General features: G+C 60.2%; 20 protein-coding genes and 1 riboswitch. Of the genes, 14 read left to right on the plus strand and 6 right to left on the minus strand.

Features of this window, described 5'->3' with window-relative positions; genetic code table 11:
• On the minus strand, positions 1-758 hold a 758-nt coding region (locus tag AS026_RS37370), incomplete at its 3' end, for an alpha/beta hydrolase (protein ID WP_062376075.1).
• A gap of 1,084 nt (positions 759-1,842) precedes the next feature.
• A riboswitch (TPP riboswitch) is annotated at positions 1,843-1,938 on the plus strand.
• A gap of 49 nt (positions 1,939-1,987) precedes the next feature.
• Between AS026_RS37370 and thiM the strand changes: the two genes are divergently transcribed.
• The 6 genes from thiM to AS026_RS44100 are packed head-to-tail and all read left to right on the plus strand — an operon-like array spanning position 1,988 to position 5,002.
• Positions 1,988-2,791 carry a hydroxyethylthiazole kinase gene (gene thiM, locus AS026_RS37380; protein WP_062376080.1) on the plus strand — a complete coding sequence of 268 codons (804 nt, stop codon included), beginning with the start codon at positions 1,988-1,990 and terminating at the stop codon, positions 2,789-2,791.
• Positions 2,788-3,423: a thiamine phosphate synthase gene (gene thiE / locus AS026_RS37385; protein ID WP_062376083.1), complete on the plus strand. Its 636-nt coding sequence runs from the start codon at positions 2,788-2,790 to the stop codon at positions 3,421-3,423. The genes thiM and thiE overlap by 4 nt, the downstream gene beginning before the upstream one ends.
• Positions 3,420-4,241, plus strand: a complete 822-nt coding sequence (thiD, locus tag AS026_RS37390) for a bifunctional hydroxymethylpyrimidine kinase/phosphomethylpyrimidine kinase (protein ID WP_062376086.1) — start codon at positions 3,420-3,422, stop codon at positions 4,239-4,241. The genes thiE and thiD overlap by 4 nt, the downstream gene beginning before the upstream one ends.
• The gene (locus tag AS026_RS44090; RefSeq protein WP_280950921.1) at positions 4,238-4,597 is read left to right on the plus strand and encodes an SDR family NAD(P)-dependent oxidoreductase; all 360 of its coding nucleotides are present in this window, start codon (positions 4,238-4,240) and stop codon (positions 4,595-4,597) included. The genes thiD and AS026_RS44090 overlap by 4 nt, the downstream gene beginning before the upstream one ends.
• On the plus strand, positions 4,594-4,917 hold the full coding sequence (locus tag AS026_RS44095; protein WP_280950922.1) for an SDR family oxidoreductase: 324 nt from the start codon (positions 4,594-4,596) through the stop codon (positions 4,915-4,917). The genes AS026_RS44090 and AS026_RS44095 overlap by 4 nt, the downstream gene beginning before the upstream one ends.
• A complete protein-coding gene (locus AS026_RS44100) occupies positions 4,910-5,002 on the plus strand; it encodes an SDR family oxidoreductase (RefSeq protein WP_280950923.1) in 93 nt (30 codons plus the stop codon). Before AS026_RS44095 ends, AS026_RS44100 begins: the two co-directional genes overlap by 8 nt.
• Positions 5,003-5,015: 13 nt before the next feature.
• On the opposite strand, the gene AS026_RS37400 is transcribed toward AS026_RS44100, so the two are convergent.
• From AS026_RS37400 to AS026_RS37410, 3 genes are all read right to left on the minus strand, one after another.
• A complete protein-coding gene (locus tag AS026_RS37400; RefSeq protein WP_025661306.1) occupies positions 5,016-5,864 on the minus strand; it encodes a carbohydrate ABC transporter permease in 849 nt (282 codons plus the stop codon).
• On the minus strand, positions 5,857-6,795 hold the full coding sequence (locus AS026_RS37405) for a carbohydrate ABC transporter permease (RefSeq protein WP_062376088.1): 939 nt from the start codon (positions 6,793-6,795) through the stop codon (positions 5,857-5,859). Before AS026_RS37405 ends, AS026_RS37400 begins: the two co-directional genes overlap by 8 nt.
• Positions 6,796-6,862: 67 nt before the next feature.
• On the minus strand, positions 6,863-8,173 hold the full coding sequence (locus tag AS026_RS37410) for an ABC transporter substrate-binding protein (protein ID WP_062376091.1): 1,311 nt from the start codon (positions 8,171-8,173) through the stop codon (positions 6,863-6,865).
• Between the two features lie 215 nt (positions 8,174-8,388).
• On the opposite strand from AS026_RS37410, the gene AS026_RS37415 reads away from it, so the two are divergent.
• The 3 genes from AS026_RS37415 to AS026_RS37425 are packed head-to-tail and all read left to right on the plus strand — an operon-like array spanning position 8,389 to position 11,382.
• Positions 8,389-9,588: an ROK family transcriptional regulator gene (locus AS026_RS37415; RefSeq protein ID WP_062376205.1), complete on the plus strand. Its 1,200-nt coding sequence runs from the start codon at positions 8,389-8,391 to the stop codon at positions 9,586-9,588.
• A 34-nt stretch (positions 9,589-9,622) separates the two neighbouring features.
• Complete coding sequence (locus tag AS026_RS37420; protein WP_062376093.1) at positions 9,623-10,723, plus strand: Gfo/Idh/MocA family protein; 1,101 nt, start codon at positions 9,623-9,625, stop codon at positions 10,721-10,723.
• Positions 10,724-10,740: 17 nt separating this feature from the next.
• Positions 10,741-11,382, plus strand: coding sequence for a ThuA domain-containing protein (locus tag AS026_RS37425; RefSeq protein ID WP_062376096.1), 642 nt, complete (start codon positions 10,741-10,743; stop codon positions 11,380-11,382).
• An 82-nt stretch (positions 11,383-11,464) separates the two neighbouring features.
• Here the strand turns inward: AS026_RS37425 and AS026_RS37430 are convergent, their stop codons facing one another.
• Complete coding sequence (locus AS026_RS37430; RefSeq protein WP_062376099.1) at positions 11,465-12,718, minus strand: D-amino acid dehydrogenase; 1,254 nt, start codon at positions 12,716-12,718, stop codon at positions 11,465-11,467.
• 498 nt (positions 12,719-13,216) lie between these two features.
• Here AS026_RS37430 and AS026_RS37435 point away from each other — a divergent pair, with 498 nt between their 5' ends.
• The gene (locus AS026_RS37435; protein WP_062376101.1) at positions 13,217-14,623 is read left to right on the plus strand and encodes an adenylate/guanylate cyclase domain-containing protein; all 1,407 of its coding nucleotides are present in this window, start codon (positions 13,217-13,219) and stop codon (positions 14,621-14,623) included.
• A 45-nt stretch (positions 14,624-14,668) separates the two neighbouring features.
• Here the strand turns inward: AS026_RS37435 and AS026_RS37440 are convergent, their stop codons facing one another.
• Positions 14,669-15,568: a LysR family transcriptional regulator gene (locus AS026_RS37440; protein WP_062376103.1), complete on the minus strand. Its 900-nt coding sequence runs from the start codon at positions 15,566-15,568 to the stop codon at positions 14,669-14,671.
• 248 nt (positions 15,569-15,816) lie between these two features.
• Here AS026_RS37440 and AS026_RS37445 point away from each other — a divergent pair, with 248 nt between their 5' ends.
• The 4 genes from AS026_RS37445 (at position 15,817) to AS026_RS37460 (ending at position 22,455) form a co-directional block, all read left to right on the plus strand.
• Positions 15,817-18,660, plus strand: coding sequence for an FAD-binding and (Fe-S)-binding domain-containing protein (locus tag AS026_RS37445; protein ID WP_245307751.1), 2,844 nt, complete (start codon positions 15,817-15,819; stop codon positions 18,658-18,660).
• A 37-nt stretch (positions 18,661-18,697) separates the two neighbouring features.
• Positions 18,698-19,150, plus strand: a complete 453-nt coding sequence (locus tag AS026_RS37450) for an Lrp/AsnC family transcriptional regulator (protein WP_062376207.1) — start codon at positions 18,698-18,700, stop codon at positions 19,148-19,150.
• 798 nt (positions 19,151-19,948) lie between these two features.
• Positions 19,949-21,178 (plus strand): L-2-hydroxyglutarate oxidase, encoded by a 1,230-nt coding sequence (gene lhgO / locus AS026_RS37455; RefSeq protein ID WP_062376109.1) that lies wholly within the window; start codon positions 19,949-19,951, stop codon positions 21,176-21,178.
• Between the two features lie 380 nt (positions 21,179-21,558).
• Positions 21,559-22,455, plus strand: a complete 897-nt coding sequence (locus AS026_RS37460; protein ID WP_025661294.1) for a helix-turn-helix domain-containing protein — start codon at positions 21,559-21,561, stop codon at positions 22,453-22,455.
• Positions 22,456-22,539 lie beyond the last annotated feature (84 nt).

The raw sequence follows: 22,539 nt of genomic DNA on the forward strand, positions 1-22,539 counted from the left end.
GTGATGAAACTTGAAACCGCAAGCGCCTTGTCATCCTGAGACACGAAGATCGTGAATTTCGGCGTCGGCGTGCCCATCTCCGCGAACTGCTTGGCAAAGACCTGAATATCGATATCCGGGGACGCGAGAATGACGTTGTGAATCTTGCTGTTCACGTGTCCGTCGCGGATACCCATCTGCCGCAGGGATTCCATCGTCAGCCAGGTGCCCATTGAATGAGCGAGGATTGTGATGTCCTTGACGTCGGGGTCGGCGGCTAGCGTCCGCAGCGCCTGCTCGAGCGCCGTGCGTGAATAGTTGGTGCTCTCCTTGTCGTATTCATAGGCGGTAAGCTGCGCGCGTGACGGCCACGTGAAGAGGATAGGGGTCGCCTGCATCCCGGAATCGTGGACGATCTGGGCCAGACGGAAGACGGAATCCTCGTACTTGTTGTTGAAGCCGTGGACAAAGACCAGCGCATGCCCGCCCTGGATGTTCTGGTGGAACCAGGCGCGCCCCTCTGGAACGGTGTCGATCTCCTTGACGCTGGTCACCGCAAAATCGGTTGCGGGATTGGGCGGTAGACGCTTCGGCCATTGGACTGTGCCTGAGGCCCGTTTCGGCGGAATGGAGACGTCAACCGCCGTCAGGTAGGGCTTTGGGCTGCGTTCGCCGGTGAAGAGCGTCGCCGGGTCGCCGGAAGGTTCGCGCGTGGTTGCGACCAGCATGCTGACCTTTGAGGTATTCTGCGTTGCCGCCGATAGCGCAACAGGGGCCATGACTCCGCTTGGATGACCGCAGCTGGCAAGAACTGCCGCGACGAGCAAAGGTGCAAGTGTCCGAACAGTACGGGCAGCAATCACGTTCCGGTTCCCTCATTGAAACGCAAGCACCTTGCGGTGGCCGGGCTCTGGTAAAGTACTCTCACAGAAACGACGCGGATGTTACATGCAATTTGCGCTCCATGCCCTCCGTGCCGGACGAACGATCTACAGCAAGCTCAATTCGGGTCTGAAGCCGTCTATCCATCTCGAGCTACGCCTTCGGCTTCCGCAGCTTCACTGCCACACAATGCTTGTTTTCGGCATCCCAAACGCTGTCGGTCCTGCAGACTGGCTGCTTGGGCGAGCAGGACTTTCCCGCCAAGGTGGATTTCAAGCTGCGAGTGCACAGGCACCTCCCTTTTTCCCAGCCCCAGTTTTCGGGACAACTGACGCAGCGCTTTGTCTTCGGATCAACGAACCGGCCGGCCCCACAGGAACAGGTCGAGCGCTTGGCATCCCACGACGCGCCCGCGGCGCACGCGACGCAAGTTTTCCTTCTCGAATCCCAGTTTTTCCCCTCCGGGCAAGTTCCACTCGCATTGACCGCATTGCCGGGAGCCTGCGCCGAAGGGAGCTTTTGTGGCTCGATCGCCTGCTGGCCTGGACAAGTGAGCTTCTGATCGCACTGCAGTGTGCAGCCGACAACCCCGCGAGACCGGTTGACCGGCGTGTCTGGATATTCAAAGGGACAGGGCATCTGCTGCGCGCCTGCTGTCCATCCGAACAGCAAGATCAAACCGAAGAGAAGAAGACGACATCCCAACATTTCAGAACACTAGGCCCCGACATATCATCTGTCCAGCTTGTCACAGGCGCGACCCTGGACCTGCGCACGGGAGTTCGCTTGACCAGCAGCTGGGAGCGGATCCAATGGCCCGGCGTATCGATCAGACCTCATTTCCGTGCAGGAGCCGGAACCCGGTGACGTCGATTTCGACGCCGCGCTCCTCCTGCAGGGCCCTTTCCCGACATCGCCGGGTTCACCTTGCGATATCCATTTTATGGATGACAGGCGCGTGCTTCTCTGCGAGAAGAAGGCAATGAGAGACAGGGGCGCCCTCGAAAGATGGGCTGAGAAGTACCCTTTGAACCTGAACCGGATAATGCTGGCGGAGGGAGTCGCTCGGGACGTTTCGCCTCCTGCGTCAGTCCCCGCGCCTTTCTCCCCGATCGAAAGGCGCACCATGCAAGATCAGACCTTACCGGGAATACTGCTGAGCGAATTGCGCGCGCAACCGCCGCTCGTCCACTGCATCACCAACTTCGTAGCCATGAACATCGCAGCCAATGTGCTTCTGGCCGCCGGTGCGTCTCCCGCCATGGTGCACGCGGAAGAAGAGGCTGGCGAGTTCGCGGCGATCGCAGGCGCACTGACAATCAACATCGGCACATTGTCGTCATCCTGGTTGCGCGGCATGGAGGCGGCAGCCCTCGCTGCCAGCCAGTCCGGCAAGCCATGGGTTCTCGATCCGGTTGCCCATTATGCCACCTTATTCCGCCGGGCGGCCGTCGATCGGCTTCTGGAACTCGGTCCGACGGTCATCCGCGGCAACGCCTCCGAGATCATTGCCCTTGCCGGTGGCGAAAGCCGGGGCCAGGGGGTGGACAGTCGTGACGAGGTCGAACAGGCCGAGGAATCCGCCCGGCTGCTTGCGAGGACACATGGTGCGACGGTCGCGGTAACTGGCGTCGTCGATTTCGTCACCGACGGTGAACGAACGGCCCGAATTGAAGGCGGGTCGCCACTGATGCCGCAGGTGACCGCGCTTGGTTGCTCGCTGACCTGCCTCGTCGGAGCATTCACGGCGATCCGGCCTGCCGCGCCGTTCGAGGCAACGGTTGCAGCGCTTGCAACCTTTGCTGTTGCCGGCGAGATGGCAGCCAGCAGGGCTGATGGCCCGGGTTCGTTTTCTCCGGCGTTTCTCGATGCGCTTGCAGCGCTTGACGCCCCGCTCCTCGATCGCCATGCGAGGGTGCGTTCCGCATGAGGACCATCGACCTTTCACTTTACCTCGTCCTCGATCCCGATCTTTGTGCCGGCATCGGCATGGTGGAGACCGCCCGGGCGGCTGTTGCTGGCGGAGCGAGCGTTGTCCAGCTGCGCGACAAGCATGCCGATACAGCCCTGATGATTAAAACCGGTCGGGCGCTCAAGGCGGCTTTGTCTGGCACCGGTGCATTGCTCGTCGTCAACGATGACGTGGAGGCTGCTGTCGCAATTGGTGCCGACGCCCTGCACATCGGACAAGAAGACATGGATGCGCCAACTGCCCGCGCGCGGATTGGTGACGCTATGATCCTTGGGCTGTCCGTTGAGACCGAGGCGCTGGCCGGGCGGGTCGATCCGGCAATCGTCGACTACGCGGGTATCGGCCCGGTGTTTGCGACATCGACGAAGGCGGATCACAAGGAGCCGATCGGCTTCGATGGCCTTGCTCGCCTCGTGCGCGCCTGCCCCGTTCCGGCAGTCGCGATCGGCGGGCTGAAAGCGGCTCATGTCGGGAATGTCTTTGCGGCTGGCGCTGACGGTCTTGCCGTCGTCTCTGCGATCTGCGGCACACATGACCCTGAGGCAGCAGCTCGCGAGATCTTTGAACACATCAGAAGGGTTCCCCGATGATCCGAAACGTTCTCTCCATTGCCGGGTCCGATCCTTCTGGCGGCGCGGGTATCCAGGCGGACCTGAAGGCTTTCTCTGCCCGCGGCGTCTACGGCATGGCGGTGCTGACCGCGCTGACGGCGCAAAACACACAGGGCGTTTGCGGTGTTCATCTGGTTCCGGCTGCCTTCGTCGCCGACCAGATCAAGGCAGTGTTCGCCGATGTCCGGGTTGATGCAATCAAGATCGGCATGATTGCCAATGCCGAAATCGCCGACGCTGTCGCCGATGCGCTCGAACCCCACAAGGGCATTCCGATCGTTCTTGATCCGGTCATGGTCGCCAAGGGCGGGGCGAGCCTCCTCGATCTGTCTGCGGTCGAAGTCCTCACCCGGCGGCTGCTGCCGCTCGCGACGCTGCTTACTCCCAATCTTCCGGAAGCGGCAGCACTCCTGCATGGACCGACGGCCGATAGCCGCACGGACATGGCTGAGCAGGCGCAAAGCCTGCGTGCTCTTGGCCCGGAGGCGGTGCTGGTCAAGGGCGGTCATCTGCCAAGCCAGGAGAGCCCGGATGTCCTGGCGACAGCCGCGGGGTTGAGCTGGTTCGAGGCGCTCCGGGTACCGACTTCGAACACGCATGGCACCGGCTGCACGCTATCGAGCGCGCTTGCCGCTGAGCTCGCGAAGGGGGCGACGCTGCCCGAGGCAGTGGCGGAGGCGAAAAGCTACCTCGCCCGTGCCGTCGCGCACGCAGATACGCTGACTGTCGGTTCCGGGCACGGGCCGGTTCAGCATTTTCATGAGTTTTGGACGTTGAGAGAAGGACATTCGAGATGACATTGGCAATCAGCGAACAGACCGTCATCATCACCGGGGCCGGCCGTGGCCTGGGCGCCGCCATCGCTGCCGCCTTTGCCCGCGAAGGTGCGAAGGTCGCAATCAACTTCCGCAACAGCCGCGTCGAGGCCGAGGCGCTTGCCACGTCGTTGGGTGATCGTGCCCGGGCCTTCCAGGCAGATGTCCGCGACAGCGAGGCCGTCGAGCGCATGGTGGCCGAGGTCAAGGATACACTCGGTGCGCCGACGACAGTCGTGCACAACGCCTTGACCGACTTCAGCTTCAACGGAGACGCCCGATCGAAGCTCGACCAATTGACCTGGGGTGAAATGACACCCAGCTCGATACCGCCGTGAAGGGAGCGCTGAACCTGATCCAGGCCGCCCGCCCGGTCATGGCCACTGCCGGTTTTGGGCGGATCATCACGATCGGCACCAATCTCTTCCAGAACCCGGTGGTGCCCTACCATGACTATACGGCTGCCAAGGCTGCGCTTCTGTCCTTGACCCGAACGGCGGCCGCCGAGCTCGGCCCATCAGGCATTACCGTCAACATGGTCTCGGGCGGGCTGCTGCGCGCCACTGAAGCGAGCAGCGCCACACCGGATGCGGTCTTCGATCTGATTGCGGCAAACACGCCCCTCCCGGCAAGTGACGACGCCGGACGAAATGGCTGACGCGGTCCTGTTTTTCGCAAGCCCCTGGGCACGCGCCGTTACCGGGCAGAACCTCATCGTCGATGGCGGACTCGTTTTCGGCTGAGGCACAGCCCTCCTCAGGACTTGACCGCACCCGCGGTCAAGCCGGCGATGATGTGCTTCTGCGCCAGGAAGAAGACGATGATGGTTGGCATGATTGTCAGCGTGATGAAAGCGAGCACCAGCTGCCAGGCAGTGCCGAACTCGCCGCGATAAACCATGATGCCGAGCGGCCAGGGATACATCGTCTCCGAATTCAGCATGATCAGCGGCAGGATGTAGCTGTTCCAGCTGCCGACAAAGGAGATGATGCTGACCGTTGCGATGATCGGCCGCGAGAGCGGCAGCGAGATGTGCCAGAAAAAACGGATGTAGCCACAGCCGTCGACAATGGCAGCCTGGAATAATTCTTCCGGAAGGTTGCGAAAATAGTTCCTGAACAAGAGAATGCTCATGCCGAGGCCAAAGGCGACCTGCGGCAGGACAACACCCCAGTAGGAATTCAACAGGCCCAGGTCCCGGATCCGGATGAACAAGGGAAGGATGGCGGTCGCAGCCGGAAACATCAGGCCGATCAGGAAGTAGTTGAGAAGGAAGCCGGCGCCGAAGAACTTTACATGCGCGAAGGTGAAGGCAGCCATGGCGGAAACCGAGACCGTCAGGCAGACAGTCAATGTGGCGATGATCAGCGAATTCATCATCTGCCGCCAGTAGCGGTCTCCGAAGAGAATGTCGGTATAGTTCTCCGGATGCCATGCGGCAGGCAGCCCGAAGGGATTGGTTCTGAGGTCGCCGAGGTCCTTGAAGCCGCCAAGTGCCGTCGTCATCAGGGGAACCAGCACGATCGCCGCGATGAGCGTCAGCGAGACATAGAGATAGATCTTCGTGCCGGTCGCGGTCCGGGCAGATGAGGCCATGTCAGTCATTGCGCATGAATATCCGTTTGTAGCCGAAGGCCAGCGTCACGCAGATGACGAACAGGACGACGCCGACGGCGCTGCCGAGGCCGACCTGCATGCGCGTGACGCCGAAGTTGAACAGGAAGGTGACCATGGTCTGCGTCGCATTGAACGGCCCGCCACCGGTCAGCGGCATGATGAGGTCGAAGAGCTGCAGCGAGCCGACGACGGCGAAGAAGACGGAGAGGCGGACCGTCGAACCGAGAAGCGGCAGCGTGATGTAGCGGAACCGCTGCCAGCCGCTGGCGCCATCGATTTCGGCAGCCTCCAGCACGCTCTTGTCGAGCGACTGCAGCCCGGCGATGAACAGCATCATGTGGAAGCCGAAATATTTCCAGACGACGACGGCCAGCACTGCATAGATTGCCAGGTCCTTGTCCGCCAGAACATAGGGTGTCTCGACGCCAATGAGGTGGGCAGCCGAGGCAAACAGGCCATAGTCGCCGTCATAGACGAAGCGCCAGATGAGGCCTGCCGCCACTTCGGCGAGGACATAGGGCAGAAAGAAGATCAAGCGGAAGAGGACCACACCGGCGATGCGGTGCGCCAGCATCATCGCCAGCCAGATCGCGAGCGGAATTTGAACCAGAATGGAAACAACGATGATCAGGGCATTGTTTTTCAACGCTGTTATGAAGGCGCTATTCTTGAACAGGACCTCGAAATTCCGCATCCCGACAAACTGTGTCGGCAGACCGTAGCCATCCCACTTGTAGAGACTGTACCAGGCCGCCTCGCCCATCGGCAGGATGACGAAGATCGTGAACAGCAGCAGTGCCGGCGGCAGAAACAGAAGCAGGACAGGCAGGCGCCGCGCCAGGCTGGGATCCTTGCTGCGCGCCGACGATCTTAGAGTCGGGCGCGGACGGATGACGCTCGTCGCGCTGATGGTGGTCATTAAAGCCGATCCTCCTCATTCAGATCGAGGGCGGCGCGGATGCTTCTCCGCGCCGCGACAGTCTTGATCAGAGCTGATCCTGCTCGAAGGCTTCCTGGATCTGCTGCGCTCCATCGGCAGGGCTCATCTGCCCGGAGACGATGGCAACGGAGACATCGTTGACGACACGGCCGACCGACGGGCCGAGATCCTGATCGAAGAAGTTCTGATGCCAGGTCGAGTGCGCCAACTGTTCGGCAGACTGATGCAACAGAGGATTGGTCACACCGTCCTCGGCACCGACAGCGACCGGGATGAGCATGCCGGCCTTGGCCATCTCGCGCTCGTTTTCGGCGTTCGTCAGATAGGCGAGGAAGTCGAGCGTTTCAGGCGGCGCCTTCTTCGTCACGGCCCAGCCGTTCAATCCACCAAGCGTGTCGGTGACCGCGCCTGCGCCGCCCGTCACGGCCGGAAACGCAAAGCGGCCGATATTGTCCGGATCGAGTCCCTTGCCGTCACCAGCATTCGTGCGCTGGTTGGCCGCGGTGTTTTCAAACGCCAGGATCATTGCTGCCTTGCCATCGCCGAAGACGCCAAGCGTCTGCGGCCAGGTGGCGCCGAGATAGCCGGGCTGGAACGGCTCCAGTTTGCCGAGTTCGGCAAGCTGCTCGCCGGCCTTAATGATCGCCGGATCGTTGAAACCTTCCCCTTCACCGGTCTTGGCCGCGTCGAAGACCTTCTGGCCACCGTTGCGCATCACCAGATAGCTCCAGTAGAAATGCAGAGGCCATTTCTCGCCACCGCCGCCCGCAATCGGGACGATGCCGGCATCCTTGATCTTCTTCACGGCATTGAGATAGTCATCCCAGGACTTGATGCTGGCGGCATCGACACCGGCCTTGGCGAAAAGGGCCTTGTTGTAGAAGAAGGAGACGGTGCCCATCTTGAAAGGCACGGCGCCGATCTTGCCGTCGTAGGACAGGCCCTTGATCGCGGCCGGGTTGTAGCTCTTCACCCAGGCGCCGTCCTTTGCGTTCATCGCCGACGTCAAGTCCATGAGCGTTCCGGTCGCCAGCTGCTGCTTCAGCACGCCGCCGCCCCAGCTGTAGAAGAAATCCGGCGCATCGCTCGACTGCAACAGGGTCGGAAGCTTGGCCTTGAAAGCCTCGTTTTCCAGGAACTGCATTTCGATTTTCACGCCGGGATGTTCGGCCTGGTATTTGTCTGCAATCTTGCGCCAGATCGCGACATAGTTCGGATCGAGCTCAAGGTGCAGCCACTTGACGGTGGTGTCTGCCGCGGCACTTCCCGCAGCGATCAGGAGCGCCAGCCCCGTGGCCGCCGAGCGGGCGATGAAACGGCTGCGAAGCAAGGCTTTCGCCTTCATATGGTCAAACATGATTTTCTCCTCCAGCAAGGGCAAAAATCGTCCTCTTCAATTTTTCCCTTATGCGGATTAAATCATCGGGAGGTTTTGGCGAATGTCAACTCCCCTCGTTGAAATCGGGCAGATTTGCCTTGACAGACGGGGATGCTGGCGCGCTATTTAATTCGCATACCGTTGAAAATATGAGCGCCGCACGCCGCGGTAACATCGAAGAGCCTGGCCGACTGATGAAGACCGCAGATCCCGAATTGATGCGCGCGATCAATCGCTTGAACGTGCTGGACACGATCCGGCGTCACGGGCCCATATCGCGTGTCGAGATCAGCGAACGCACGCAGTTGTCGACCACGACCGTTTCGGCGATCACTGCTTCCTTGCTCGACGACGGGCTGATCCTGCCGCGCCACGAGGGCGATATTCGCAACGAGGCGGCACGCGGAAGGCCGCGCGTCATGCTGGAGCTCAATCCCGATGCTGCACGCGTCGTCGGGGCGAAGATCGCGGCCAACCGCCTGGTGTTCGTGGTGACCGATTTCCGTGGCGACGTGCTGTCAAAAATTACCCTGCCGATCCGCATCGACCGCCAGCCGATCGGCGTGATCGCTGACCTCGTCGAAGACGGGGTGCGCCGCTGCGTCGTCGATGCCGGCCTTTCGCTCGAGGATGTCGATAGCGTCTGCCTTGGCCTTCCCGGCGTGATCGAGCACCGAACCGGCCATATCCGCAGCAGCCCGATCTTTCGCGACACGAATGTCGATTTCGCAAGCGAGATGACGACCAGGCTCGATACCCCGACCATCGTTGAAAGCGATGCGCATGCGATCACGCTTGCCCATCACTGGTTCGGCAAGGCCCGTGACCTGGAAGACATGGTATTGATTTCGCTCGAGCAGACACTCGGTCTCGGCGTGCTTCATGACAATCAGCTGTTTCGGGGTGCGGGCGGCCTCAGCCACAATCTCGGCGACCTGGTGCTTGGCATGGGACCCAACGGGGTCGTGCGGCTGTCGAGCCAGGCTGGCGAAAGCGAAATCCTTGGCGAGCAGCCGGCCAGTGGCCGCTTTGCCGAGGCCATCAAGCTTGGACGCGGCATGACGCATGCCCAGGCGCTCATCAAGGCCGAGGACAGTACGTTGATTGGTGCTGCCATCCGGGCCGGCGAAGCCGTTGGCGTAGCGATCGCCAACATCGTCACCTTGTTTGCGCCGCCCCGCGTCATCCTCGTCGGCTCCAGCCTTGCGCTAGGTGAGCCATTTCTCGACAGCCTGCGCAACGCCTATGCGCTCGCCGTTCCGCCATCGCTGAAGGGCGTTGCCGAACTCGTCTTCGACGATTCGACGGACGACTTCTGGGCGCAAGGAGCTGCTGCGGTGGCCCTTTACGAACTTTACGAGTCGCCCTGGAACACCACTGGTCCAGCGCTCTGAGCAGCAAAATCACGACATCCAACGGGAGGAAATCATGGAACCAGTCGGTATCGGCATCATCGGGTGCGGCAATATCTCCGGCGCCTATCTGAAAGCGATGGCATCCTTCCCCATCCTTGAGGTTCGCGGCGTGGCCGATCTCAACCACGCATTGGCAGAAGCCAAGGCCAGCGAATTCAACGTGCCGGCAAAGAGGATTGATGAGCTTCTTGCTGATCCGAAAGTGGAGATCATCGTCAATCTGACGGTCCCGAAGGCTCACGTTGCCGTCGGCCTGCAGGCGCTTGCGGCCGGCAAGCATGCCTATTCGGAAAAGCCGCTGGGCATCAATTTCGCGGAGGGCAAGAAGCTCGCCGAAGCCGCCAAGGCCAGGGGGCTGCGCATCGGTGCGGCTCCCGACACATTTCTCGGCGGCGGGCATCAGACGGCGCGTGCCCTCATCGATCAGGGTGTCATCGGCCAGCCGGTCGGCGGCACAGCAACTTTCATGTGCCCCGGTCACGAGCGGTGGCATCCAAATCCGGCCTTCTACTACGAGGTCGGCGGCGGACCGATGCTCGATATGGGCCCTTACTACATCACCGATCTCGTCAACCTTTTCGGACCGGTCGCGCAGGTGGCAGGCTTCGCCATCACGCCGCGAAAGGAGCGCGTGATCACCAGCGAACCGAGAAACGGCGAGCACATCCCGGTACACGTGCCCACCCATGTCGCCGGTCTCATGGCGTTCGCCAATGGTGCGGTCGTACAGATCGGAATGAGCTTCGACGTTGCCGGACACAAGCATGTGCCACTGGAGATCTATGGCACCGAGGGCACACTGATCGTTCCCGATCCCAATCACTTCGGAGGCGATGTTGAAGTTTTGAAGAAAGGTGGCGCCTTCGAACAGCAGCCGCTGACGGCGCCCTATGACGATGGCAATTATCGCTCGATCGGCGTTGCGGATCTCGCCCATGCCATCCGCTCGAACCGGCCGCATCGCGCCAACGGCGACCTGGCTCTGCATGTCCTCGAGGTCATGGAGGCCTTCCACGCGGCCTCCGAGAGCGGGCGCACGGTTGCCATCACCACTCAAACAGAGCGGCCCATGCCGCTGTCACAGTCGCTCATCGACGGGCGACTGGCCAAGTAATCATCAGGAGGAAGACTATGCGTGAAGCACTGATCGTCTGGGGCGGATGGAGTGGCCACGAGCCGCAGGAATGCGCCGCAATCATCAAGGACATGCTGGAGGAGGACGGGTTCAAGGTCTACGTCGAGCACACGACCGAGGCTTTTGCCGATCCGTCCGTCCATGATCTCAGCCTCGTCGTGCCGATCGTGACGATGTCGAAGATCGAAAAGGAAGAGATCAAGAACCTCGCGGCCGCGATCGAGGGCGGCGTCGGCATTGCCGGCTACCACGGCGGCGCTGGTGACAGCTTCCGCGAATGCGTCGAATACCAGTTCATCATCGGCGGCCAGTGGGTCGCACACCCCGGCAACATCATCGACTACACCGTCAATGTCACTCGCCCGGACGACCCGATCATGGAAGGCATTGCCGACTTCCCCTACACGTCCGAGCAATACTACATGCACGTCGACCCCTCGAATGAGGTGCTGGCCACGACCAGGTTCACCGGCGATCACGCCTACTGGATCGATGGTGTCGTCATGCCCGTCGCCTGGAAACGCAAATACGGCAAGGGCCGCGTTTTCTATTCCTCGCTCGGCCATCAGGCCAAGGAATTCTCGGTGCCTGAGATGAAGAGCATCTTCCGGCGTGGCGCCAACTGGGCGGCACGCTGACCACCGATCGTGAAACCCCGGCGCTGCCATCGCGGCGCCGGCATTTTATCAGGATAGCGTACGAATTCTGCCTTTCGTCTCCTCAGCCGTAGCGGCTGAGATCGAGACCCTCGATCGATATCTGCGGTCTTGCCCTGTTGATGATATCTGTCAGCACGCGGCCGGAGCCGCATGCCATCGTCCAGCCAAGCGTGCCGTGGCCAGAATTGAGGTAAAGGTTGTCGTAGACGGTCTTGCCGATGATCGGCGTTCCGTCGGGCGTCATCGGGCGCAGGCCGCACCAGAACTGCGCCTGGCTCTGGTCCCCTGCCCCACCAAACAGATCCTCGACGGAATGCACCAGCGTTGCCTTGCGCGACATCGGCAAGTCTTTGTTGAAGCGCGAGATTTCGGCCATGCCACCAACCCGGATCCGGTCGCCAAGGCGGGTGATGGCAATCTTGAAGGTCTCGTCCATGATCGTCGAGACCGGTGCGCGGCTTTCGTCGATGATCGGAACCGTGATCGAGTATCCCTTCACCGGGTAGATCGGGATCTTCAGTCCGAGCGGCTTCAGCAGGCTAGGCGTGAAGCTGCCGAACGCGGCCACGACCGCATCGCCATCGAACACGCCCCGCGATGTTTCCACCGCGCTGATCCTGTTGTTCTCGATCCGCAGCTTGTGGACATCGGTTTCATAGACGAAATCGACGCCCAGTGCCTCGGCACGCTTGGCAAGTTCGTTGGTAAACTTGAAACAGTCACCGGTCTCATCATTGGGCAGACGCAATCCGCCGACGATCTTGTGCTTCACCGGCGAAAGCCCGGGTTCGGCGGCAACACACTGGGCCGGATCGAGCACCTCGAACGGCACGCCGTCCTTTGCAAGAACCTCGATATCCTTTGTGATCGAGTCCAGTTGCTTTTGCGTGCGAAAGAGCTGCAGGGTTCCCCGGGTTCGCTCGTCATACGGAATGCCGGTCTCAGCGCGCAGTTCAATCAGGCAGTCGCGGCTATATTCGGCAATGCGCACCATGCGGCTTTTGTTGATGGCATAGCGCGCGGAGGTGCAATTGCGCAGCATTGCCATCACCCAGGCCCAGGTGGCCGGATCGACAGTTGGGCTGATGATCAACGGCGCATGCTTCATGAAGAGCCATTTGATGGCCTTCTGAGGTATTCCGGGGGCGGCCCATGGCGAGGCGTAGCCCGGCGAAATCTCACCGGCATTGGCATAGCTCGTCTCCAGCGCTGGTCCGCTCTGGCGTTCCAGCACCGTTACATCGTGTCCCGATCTTGCCAGATAGTAGGCTGTGGTGACGCCGATGACGCCGGCGCCCAAAACGGTGATCTTCATTGTGCACCCCAGAAAATGAAAGACGTCAGCTCAGATGTAACGGCGATGGCAGAAGCGCTCCAGGCCGTCGGCAGTTTACGGCAGGGGCGGCAGCGTCAATGGAAAGGACGCCGCATCCGTTCGTTGCAAGCGTCACGTTGAAGGTACTGCTCATGGTCGGTCCCGACTTACCTTGGGTGAGGATATCGTTCGTCAAACGGAAGTTTCGCTCAATCCGTTATGGAAACAAGCAATTGCGGTGGTATTTTCGCAATTTTCATCAGATCATTGAGCGTTTCGTGCGGCACCCGCTAGAAAAGGTAGCTGATGAACCGCTCTTCTGCCGGAGACAGGCTCGTGCGGCTGCGGGTTCGTGAGCCTGACGCTCGAGACGATGCTGTCGCGGAGGCTTGAGGGTTCAATCTCATTGGTGGCGAGATTTCGATCAGGAAATTCCATGGTACAATTCGGCTCTTGGCGTTGTTATCCCTTGTGGTTACGCACACGGAGACTTGTCTCATGAATGAAGTGGACGCGCTTTTTGCCAGCCTGCGACAGGCGGCTGACCCGCAGACGGTTGACTGTATCGAGCGCGTAGTCACGCATGGGTCCGATCGCGATCTCAATCGCATCAATGTGCTCGCCTTTGCTGATAGGCATCATCTCGACGAAGAGAAAACGATCGCAGCATTTCTGCATGCAGCGCGCATTGGCGCGTTCGACATGACCTGGAATGTCCTTTGCCCAGGTTGCGGCGGCGTCCTGGACACCGGCGCAACTCTGAAAACAGTCGATCAGGAAACGTACCAGTGCGCGCTCTGCGCGGCCGGATATGAACCAACCCTCGACGAAATGGTCGAGGTGACGTTCACGGTCAGTCCGAGGGTTCGCAGGATTTCTGCCCACGAGCCCGATCGGCTTTCACCGCTTGAATACTACCGACAGATCTTCTTCAGTTCCGGAGTCGACCTGCCAGAGGACTTCGAAGCAAGGTTCGCACGCATCCAACTGGAGATGATCGAGTTGGCTCCGGGGGAGAAGGCTTTCGTCTCACTGCACCTGCCGGCGCAGTTCGTGATCATCTTCGATCCGGTAACACATTCGGCGCAGTTCATCGACGTGAAGGGGGAGCCCACCGACGAACGGCAAAACCTGTCGATGGTCATCAGCAAGGCGCATGCGCTCAACGAAACGGTCCCGCTTCGTCCCGGCCCACTGCGGCTCATGCTTGAGAACCTCACCGAACGCAGGGTGATACCGAACGTCTGCGTTGCAGGAGACGAACTACACGACCTGCTGGGCCGCAGGCGAGCTTTTCTCACGGCGAAACGTCTCCTGTCGAACCAGAGCTTCCGGGATATCTATCGGACCGACACACTTGACGTCGACCAGCGCCTCAAGATCACCAGCCTCACCTTCCTCTTTACTGACTTGAGAGGCTCGACCGCGCTCTACGAGCGCGTCGGCGACCTTGCCGCATTCGATCTGGTACGAGCGCACTTCAGGGTCCTTCACGAGATCGTTGCAGCGGAGGCGGGAGCGGTCGTCAAGACAATCGGCGACGCCGTCATGGCGACCTTCCCGAGCCCTGACCGCGCAGTGGCCGCCGCGCTCCGGATGCGCGAGGCGATGCTTCAGTTGAATGCCGAGCACGGCAGCGACGATCTTCTCCTGAAGATCGGGATCCACGAGGGACCATGTCTCGCAGTCAACCTCAACGACAGGCAGGACTACTTCGGTCAGACCGTCAATATTGCCTCCCGCGTACAGGGCCTTGCAGATCCCAATGTGATCATGACGACGGAAGCGATTGTCGGGGATACCCACGTTTCAGAAATCCTGCATGACAGCGGCATCACGTCAGTTTCCAGAATGGAGGAACTTCAGGGCATAGCGAGGGAGGTGAGAATCTTCGCGCTGTCCTGAGCCCACTGTTCTTAGGCAAGATCCTGCTTGTCCTGTGAGAGGGTGCTAAGTGAAGTAGGCGATAAAGCGCTTTGCCGCGGGCGGCAAGGTCGAGCGAGTGCGCGTTAAGAGATAGAGCGAGCGCACCAAGTGTAGGTCAGCGATCTCGCGAAAGACGATCTCGTCACTTTGGATGACATTGGCAGCCTGCTGTGGCAGCAGGGCTATGCCAGCGTTGCGACTGATCAAGGTCAACTGGGCGATGGTGCTGAATGTTTGAATGCGACCGACGGTCAGCTGTTGCGGCAGGTCAGGGCAGTCCGCGAGCATCCTCGCAATACCGGCCTGCCCGTCGAGGACTATCAGGTCATCTGGATCGATGTCGGACAGAAGGACCGAAGCTGAAGACTGGGCCAGGCGATGGCTTTTATGGCAAACGAGACCAAATTTATCTTCGCTGATCTTTTCTTCATGCAATTCGGCCGACTTGAACCCCGGTCCGGCCAATGCGAAATCAAGCGTTTCGTCCACAACCAGACTGGCCAGGCGTTCGGCAACGTCGTCGTGAACAATGACGTCGATCCCAGGATGATCTGAGCGGAATTTAATGATCGCTTGAGAAAGCGGAGTAAGGACGGCGGATGGCGCAGCGCCTATGAGCACCCGCCCCCGCTTGAGACCACCTACCTGTCGCACATTGGCAAGCGAAAGCTCAAAACGGGCGAGAATGTCGCGTGCGCCCTCCAGGAATTCCTGACCCGCTTCAGTCGCTCGTATCGGACGAGATTTCCGGTCAAAAATTGCCGTTCGGCACTCTGCTTCGAGCGTCCGAATTGTTTCGGTCAAGGCTGAGGGAACGACCCCAAGCAACAGCGCAGCTCGGGAAAAGGACCCCTCATCCATGACAGTCAGCGCTGCCCTCAGGTGCCGCAAACCGATGTTCGTGTTTTCTGGAAATATCTTCATCGAAGAAATAGCTCCAGTTCAGCAGTGGTTGGTCGAGGCGGGACGCAGGGACACCCTGATTCTGAAATCATCTTTTACCCCGGGTCAGAATGATTGTTTTGCGAGTTAGCGGGGCCCGAGGATGGCGCAGGCCCAAATTCGTATTTTCCGAAAATATTTTCATATCTTTCTAATTATACGAATGTCGTCTTTGTGGTTCAATGCCCTTCCGTGATGCCCCCTGGGTTACAGTGATAATGCACCAGAACATGAAGAAGCCCCTTTATCATCCTGCTCTTAAACACCTTCCTGCTCTTTTGAAGGAAAAGGGTTTTCGTGGCGACGTCGCAAGTGATGCTGCACTTCTCGCAGCCATGTCCACCGACAACAGCGTCTATGCAATCGCGCCGGATATCGTCGTTGCCCCACGCGATGCCGAGGACGTGCGACGGCTGATGCGTGTTCTCGATACTGATGATCTCAGCGGCGTTCCCGTTACCGCGCGCGGTGGCGGCACGGGCACCAACGGCCAGAGTCTGAATGCCGGCATCATCGTAGACTTTCAGAAGTACATGAACCGTCTACTGGCGGTGAACGTGGAAGAGCAGTGGGTAGAGGTGGAGCCCGGCATCGTTCTTGATGAACTGAATGCGCAGCTTGCGTCGACCGGTCTCTTCTTTGGTCCGACGACGTCGACGGCGAGCCGCTGCACCATTGGTGGCATGGTGAGCACGGATGCGTCGGGCAAGGGGTCGCGGCGCTACGGCAAGACCAGCGACAATATCCTTGGAATGGAACTCGTTCTCGATGGCGGGCGCACATTGGACAGTGCCGCGCCACCCCCCGATTGGGCTCATGCAATGCTCCTTGAGGTCGAGGGGGCCTGTCAGTCGGGCCGCGAAGCGCTTCTGGCTCGGGTGCCAGCGCTTTCACGGCGATTTACCGGCTATGATCTCGAGCGGGCCAAACCGCCTGGAGGCGATCTCGAATGGTGGCGGCTACCGATCGGCGCGGAAGGCACCCTCGGTCTCGTCACGCGGGTAAGATTGCGTCTGCTGCCGAAGCCGAAATTCAAGCGACTGGTCGTCATCGGCTTCGAGACATTTGCCGCAGCACTTGATGCGGGCAGTGCCCTCCTGGCGCATGACCCGCTGGCGATAGAAGTCATGGACGAATGGGTCCAGGGCCTGGCGGAAAGGGCCGGAATTTTGCAGGCGCTGCCTGCCGGGCTTCGCGCTCGCGACGGACAGCCGATTGCCTATAATTTCGTGGAGTTCGTCGGAGACGACGAAGCAGATCTCGCACGGAAGGTTGAAGTCCTGCGCAAGAGCGCGCTGACGCTTACCGGCGCAATCGCAAGCCACGTGGCTGTTGATGATATCGAAATGGCTGCGCTCTGGCAGGTCAGGGCGGCAAGTGTCGGCTTGCTCGGCAAGGTCGGTGGCACGCGCCGGCCAATCGCTTTCGTCGAGGACTGCGTGGTACCTGTCGAAAACCTTGCCTCCTTCGTCAGCGATTTTACGGGACTACTGAGCGCCAACGGCTTGAACTTCGGCATGTATGGGCATGTCGACGTTGGCTGCCTGCATATCCGCCCTGCCCTCAATATCGATCGTGACGAAGACCGGGCCATCATGAAGGCGATTTCGGACGGCGTGTTCGAACTGACGCGCCGGCATGGCGGCATCTTCTGGGGGGAACACGGCAAGGGCGTGCGTGGCGCCTATCTGGCGGAGTTCGTTGGCGCCACCGCCTACGACGCGTTTGGCCGCATCAAGCGGGCATTCGACCCGGGGCATCGCTTCAACCCGGGAAAGCTCGTCGGTGAACCGGGTGCCCTCATGGGTATCGAGACAACCCCGTTCCGCAGCGTCAACACCGAAGACGGCGATCCTCTCAGCCTGGCTTTCAAGTGCAACGGCAATGCACAGTGTCTGAGCTATCAGCGCAGCACCGTCATGTGCCCCTCGTTCAAGGCGACCCGTGACCTTCGCCATTCCCCGAAAGGCCGCGCCGACGCGCTGAGACATTGGCACCAGATGCATAAGGGCGGCCATGCGACCGAGGAGCTGGAGGATGATGTCCTGGCCGCGCTCGACGGATGCCTTGGCTGCAAGGCCTGTGCGACGAGTTGCCCGGTGCAGGTCGACATACCCGAGATGAAATCGCACTTCCTCGACCGGCTCTATCGGAAGCGTCGGCGATCACTGGCGGACAAGGCAGCGCTGTTGCTCGAGGAATATTCACCGGTTCTGGTTCGTCACAGAAAATTCGCGGCGATTTTTGCAAGACTGTTCAACCCGCTGATGGAGACACTGTCTGGTCTGCGCGACCTTCCTTTACTGGCATTTCACGATGTGGGCAGAGGCGGATATCAGACCTTTTCCGCCGCAGTGATCGCAAAACGGCAATGGCACGAGGAAACGGTCTTCATCTGGCAGGATCCGTTTACGGCGCTTTTCGACACACAGGCCGCCCTGGCGCTCGCAGATGGTCTTAGCCGGCTTGGCTACCGGCCTGTTTTTGTTGCGATGTCCCCGGGGGGAAAGGCGGCCCACGTGCTCGGCGACAGAACCCGGTTCATCAGGCAGGCCAGGAAGCTGAGGTCGGCGATCGACAAGGTTGCGGGATCCGGCAGGGCGATGGTGGGGGTCGATCCGGCTTTCGTCATGATGATCCGCCAGGAATACAAGAAGGCCGGCCTGGCGGGGGAGCCTATTCTTCTTGTCCAGGAATTCCTGAGCAAGGAAATCGCCCGGGGACGCGCCCTGCCGAAGCTGACCGCGGCGCGATTGCCACGCAAGCTGTTCGTCCATTGCAGCGAAAGCGCTGGCGGCAGACTGATGGACTGGAAGAGGGTTCTTGCTGCTCTTGGCGCGCCGGTCGAACTTGCGGCAACCGGATGTTGCGGCATGGCCGGCATGTTTGGCCATCAGGATCGGCACCAGGCCCTCAGCAGGCAGACTTTTGATCTTTCCTGGGCAGGCCAGCTGCAGGGCGAAGACGAGGCGATGGTCTCCGGCTTTTCATGCCGTTGCCAAACGAAGCGATTCTCTTCTATTCGGGGTGAACATCCCATGCGATGGATTGCCGACGCAATCGATGCTGGATGAAGGCGGTACCGCCGCGGCACGAATAGATGAGGCGACAATGTATGAGATTGATGCTCTCGACAGGAAAATCATTCGGCAATTGCGTCTGAACTCCCGGATATCCAATGTCGACCTCGGCAAGGAAATCGGCCTGTCCGCCTCTGCCTGCCTGCGCCGCATAGGCTTGATGGAAAAGGCAGGTATTATCAGAGGTTATACAGCCATAGTTGATGTGGTGGGTGAGGAAGCAATTGCGGTCATCATCCAGATCACACTGGAGCGTCAGACGGAGGAATACCTCAATCGCTTCGAAGCCGCCGTGCGCAGGTATCCGGAGATCCGCGAGTGCTTCCTGATGACGGGCGGGTCCGACTACATGCTTCGCGTTGACGTCGAGAGTGCCGGCGCTTTCGAACGAATCCACAAGGAAATCCTTTCTGCCCTGCCTGGGGTGCTGCGGATCAATTCCAGCTTTTCCATCCGCAACGTCCTGTCGACACGCGAGAAATAGGCTTCTGGCAGGGGCGCCACCGACGAAGCGTCCAACGAGCTAGCGGCGCGGGCTTCGGCCCTTTGTCCATATGCTGCGCGGTTTGGATTTGTGCGGCGACCGCTGGCCGTTCGCGTCGGCCGATGGCGCCGATATGGCCTGCAACGTCAAACGGAACCTGATTTGCCCCGAACGCATGGCGAGGCGGAGATGCCATTCAGCCATTTCGACCTCAAGAGATTGAATTGGAATGCTGAGTGCGCGCTCCTTGACAAAAATGAGGTCGCAACATGGGGAAGTGGGTTCGCTTTCGTCCAGGTCTGGCGAGAAATAATATTAGCAGGACTGTAAATAAGGTTTAGTGTGGGGCGCTTTCGGGACCGCCGTCCCGAAGGTGCGCCGTAACAGGAGGCCCCCCTTGCGCAAACCCCCGCCGGGGAGGCCTCCTGTCATAAGCCCGCCTCGGGTGAGGTTCTAAAAGAAATGGGAACCAACGGGCGCCCTATCCGTTTGGGGTTGGGCTTTGCGTAACTTCTTCCCCGCGAAGCCTCAACGCTCTATTGCCCCTGAAACCGCGACTTCCGGGGTTCAAAAACTCCAACCCCGCTTCCTTCAGCGGGGTTCTTTTCGGTCTGACGGTCACGCTACCTACCTCTTTTTGATTTCCCGTGACCATGGCGTCGACATGCCCCCCAAGCGACAAGAACCGCGCGCTTCCTGCCCGCGCCTGACGAGCAAGGTACGTCATAAGAACTTCAAGACGAGGTGGCGCTCGAGTGCTAGCCTTGCAACAGGCAGCAGTCGGAGTCGGGCAGCAAGATGTATGATTATTGTATCATTGGCGGTGGCATCGTCGGTTTGGCGGTCGCCATGGCGTTGCAGGAAAGGATGCCGGGCACCAGCATCGTAATCCTGGAAAAGGAGCCCGAGCTTGCGAGACACCAGACAGGCCACAACAGTGGCGTCATCCATGCCGGAATTTACTATGCTCCCGGTTCGCTGAAGGCAAAGCTTTGCCGTGAGGGCGCCGATGCAACGAAGCGCTTCTGCACTGAGAACCGCATCCCCTTCGAAACCTGCGGAAAGCTTTTGGTCGCGACTGATCATGCCGAGATGCAGCGCATGGAGGCGCTTGAGGACAGGGCGCGGCAAAACGACATCGACTATGCGCGGCTGTCGACGGCGCAACTGAGAACCGATGAGCCCAATATCGCGGGTCTCGGTGCCCTTCTCGTCCACTCCACGGGGATCGTCGACTATGCAATTGTCTGCCGTGCCATGGCACGGGCGATCGAGACCGGAAGCGGTGAAATCAGGCGCGGAACGGCAGTCACAGCCATTCACGAACACGAGAAGGGCGTGCGCATCGAAAGCGCGTCCGGTCCTGTCGAAGCGAGAAGACTGATAGCCTGCGCCGGTCTCCAATCGGACCGCATCGCATTGATGGCCGGCGTGAAGATCAGCCATCGGATCGTGCCCTTCCGGGGGGAATACTACGCACTGCCGGCATCGAAGGCGAAGGTCACGCAGCGCCTGATCTATCCAATCCCCGATCCGGATCTGCCGTTCCTCGGAATTCACCTGACGCGAACGATCGACGGTGGCATGACCGTCGGCCCGAACGCAGTGCTTGGCTTTTCGCGCGAGGGCTATGCCAAGGGCAGCTTTGCGATCGCTGATGTCGCCAGTATGACGACATTTCCCGGCTTCTGGAAAATGGCACGGAGGAACTGGCGCTCGGCAATCTCGGAATTCGCCAATTCCGCATCGCGTGCCCGCTATCTTGCCGAATGCCGGAAATATTGCCCGTCCCTGACAATTGATGACCTGCAGACCCCACAGGCTGGCATTCGCGCCCAGGCGGTCATGGACGACGGAAGCCTGGTCCATGATTTTCTCTTCAAGCAGACCGAACGAATGCTGCATGTCTGCAATGCCCCCTCACCCGCGGCAACCTCGGCCATCCCGATCGGCCGGATGATCGTGGACAGGTTGCTTGAGGGCGAGGCAACCAAGGCGCCCGCCGCCCCGGAGCACGCTCGAGCCTAGCGTTCTGGCAGGGCCGGTTTGACGTTCGTGTGCGTCAAGGGATCGCAAGCCCCGATCAACGGCGAGCAATATACGGTGACCTTGCGGTCCTCTTCGCCCGAGGGAAAGGGTGACGAGAACGTGTCTGCCGTGCCTGAGCGTTCTCTCCCGCCACAGCGGCCGCCGTCGCCGGCCGCAAAAGCAGATTCAGCTGGAAATATGCCGGGGGGCATCTAGGTAACGCTGAATCGGATGACAAAAAAGTATCGGCCGGCGGGGTCAAATGTGGTGGAGCCCCCTGCCTCATCCGGCTAAACTTCTTCCATGGTCGCGGGATGGAGCCGGGAGAGCTCCTCCGTTCAGGCCTGGCAGCAGAGTGTATCCCAGGGAGGGATTGTCGTATGCGGGATGTATCAGAGCCCGATCTGGAAGTCGTCCAGATACGATCCGGCGAGTCCTTCAAGATGTGGTCGCACGGATATCCCTATCATACGGTGCGGTGGCACTTTCATCCCGAATACGAGATCCACCTCATCACCGAGACGTCCGGCTGCTATTTTGTCGGCGACTTCATCGGTGACTTCCAGCCGGGCAATTTTGTCATGACCGGCCCAAACCTGCCCCACAACTGGGTGAGCGACGTTGTCGACGACAGGCGCATCGAGCAGCGATGCCTGGTTCTGCAATTCTCCGAGGCCTTCATCGATGGCCTGCTTTCCATTCTTCCGGAGCTCAAGGGATTCCGCTCGGTGCTTGCCGATAGTCGTCGGGGCGTGCTCTTCCCGCTCGAGACGGCTCAACTTGCAAAGCCGATCATGCAGGAAATGCTGGAGGCCGTGGGTGCCCGTCGTATCGCACTATTCATGCAACTCGTCGAACTCCTGACCGGCGCCAGCAATCACGTCGCGCTCACGACATCCGACTACCAGCCCGATCCCTCCGGTTACATGTCGATCGGCACCAACAAGGCGCTGGCCTATATCCGCGAGCGCCTGACCGAACCGTTTTCCGAGACCGATCTGGCGGCGATTGCCGGTCAGACGCCGAGCGCATTTTCCAGATCGTTTCGCAAGCACACCGGCTTCTCGGTGGTTCAGTATGTCAACCGCCTGCGCATCAACCTCGCCTGTCAGCTGCTGATGAGCAGCCAGGAGTTGGCGGTGATCGATATCTGCTACGCATCGGGTTTCAACAACCTTTCGAATTTCAACAGGCACTTTCTCGCGCAGAAAGGGATGCCGCCCTCAAGGTTCCGAGCCCTGAGGGCACAAAACGAAAAAGCGGTGGAGGCCGCCTAACTCAAGGAGGACGGGAGGAGACAGGACACATTGAGGGCAAGTGCGAACGGAGACCGTGGCGGCCTCCGCAAGGGATCGCTTGTC

The sequence above is a fragment of the Rhizobium altiplani genome, assembly GCF_001542405.1.
Classification (GTDB): domain Bacteria; phylum Pseudomonadota; class Alphaproteobacteria; order Rhizobiales; family Rhizobiaceae; genus Rhizobium; species Rhizobium altiplani.

Excerpts from the sequence above, each read along its gene's own strand:
- thiM (WP_062376080.1), top strand. The coding sequence starts at position 1,988 with ATGCAAGATCAGACCTTACCGGGAATACTGCTGAGCGAATTGCGCGCG.
- thiE (WP_062376083.1), top strand. The coding sequence starts at position 2,788 with ATGAGGACCATCGACCTTTCACTTTACCTCGTCCTCGATCCCGATCTT.
- thiD (WP_062376086.1), top strand. The coding sequence starts at position 3,420 with ATGATCCGAAACGTTCTCTCCATTGCCGGGTCCGATCCTTCTGGCGGC.
- AS026_RS44090 (WP_280950921.1), top strand. The coding sequence starts at position 4,238 with ATGACATTGGCAATCAGCGAACAGACCGTCATCATCACCGGGGCCGGC.
- AS026_RS44100 (WP_280950923.1), top strand. The coding sequence starts at position 4,910 with ATGGCTGACGCGGTCCTGTTTTTCGCAAGCCCCTGGGCACGCGCCGTT.
- AS026_RS37400 (WP_025661306.1), bottom strand. The coding sequence starts at position 5,864 with ATGACTGACATGGCCTCATCTGCCCGGACCGCGACCGGCACGAAGATC.
- AS026_RS37405 (WP_062376088.1), bottom strand. The coding sequence starts at position 6,795 with ATGACCACCATCAGCGCGACGAGCGTCATCCGTCCGCGCCCGACTCTA.
- AS026_RS37410 (WP_062376091.1), bottom strand. The coding sequence starts at position 8,173 with ATGTTTGACCATATGAAGGCGAAAGCCTTGCTTCGCAGCCGTTTCATC.
- AS026_RS37415 (WP_062376205.1), top strand. The coding sequence starts at position 8,389 with ATGAAGACCGCAGATCCCGAATTGATGCGCGCGATCAATCGCTTGAAC.
- AS026_RS37420 (WP_062376093.1), top strand. The coding sequence starts at position 9,623 with ATGGAACCAGTCGGTATCGGCATCATCGGGTGCGGCAATATCTCCGGC.
- AS026_RS37425 (WP_062376096.1), top strand. The coding sequence starts at position 10,741 with ATGCGTGAAGCACTGATCGTCTGGGGCGGATGGAGTGGCCACGAGCCG.
- AS026_RS37430 (WP_062376099.1), bottom strand. The coding sequence starts at position 12,718 with ATGAAGATCACCGTTTTGGGCGCCGGCGTCATCGGCGTCACCACAGCC.
- AS026_RS37435 (WP_062376101.1), top strand. The coding sequence starts at position 13,217 with ATGAATGAAGTGGACGCGCTTTTTGCCAGCCTGCGACAGGCGGCTGAC.
- AS026_RS37440 (WP_062376103.1), bottom strand. The coding sequence starts at position 15,568 with ATGAAGATATTTCCAGAAAACACGAACATCGGTTTGCGGCACCTGAGG.
- AS026_RS37445 (WP_245307751.1), top strand. The coding sequence starts at position 15,817 with ATGAAGAAGCCCCTTTATCATCCTGCTCTTAAACACCTTCCTGCTCTT.
- AS026_RS37450 (WP_062376207.1), top strand. The coding sequence starts at position 18,698 with ATGTATGAGATTGATGCTCTCGACAGGAAAATCATTCGGCAATTGCGT.
- lhgO (WP_062376109.1), top strand. The coding sequence starts at position 19,949 with ATGTATGATTATTGTATCATTGGCGGTGGCATCGTCGGTTTGGCGGTC.
- AS026_RS37460 (WP_025661294.1), top strand. The coding sequence starts at position 21,559 with ATGCGGGATGTATCAGAGCCCGATCTGGAAGTCGTCCAGATACGATCC.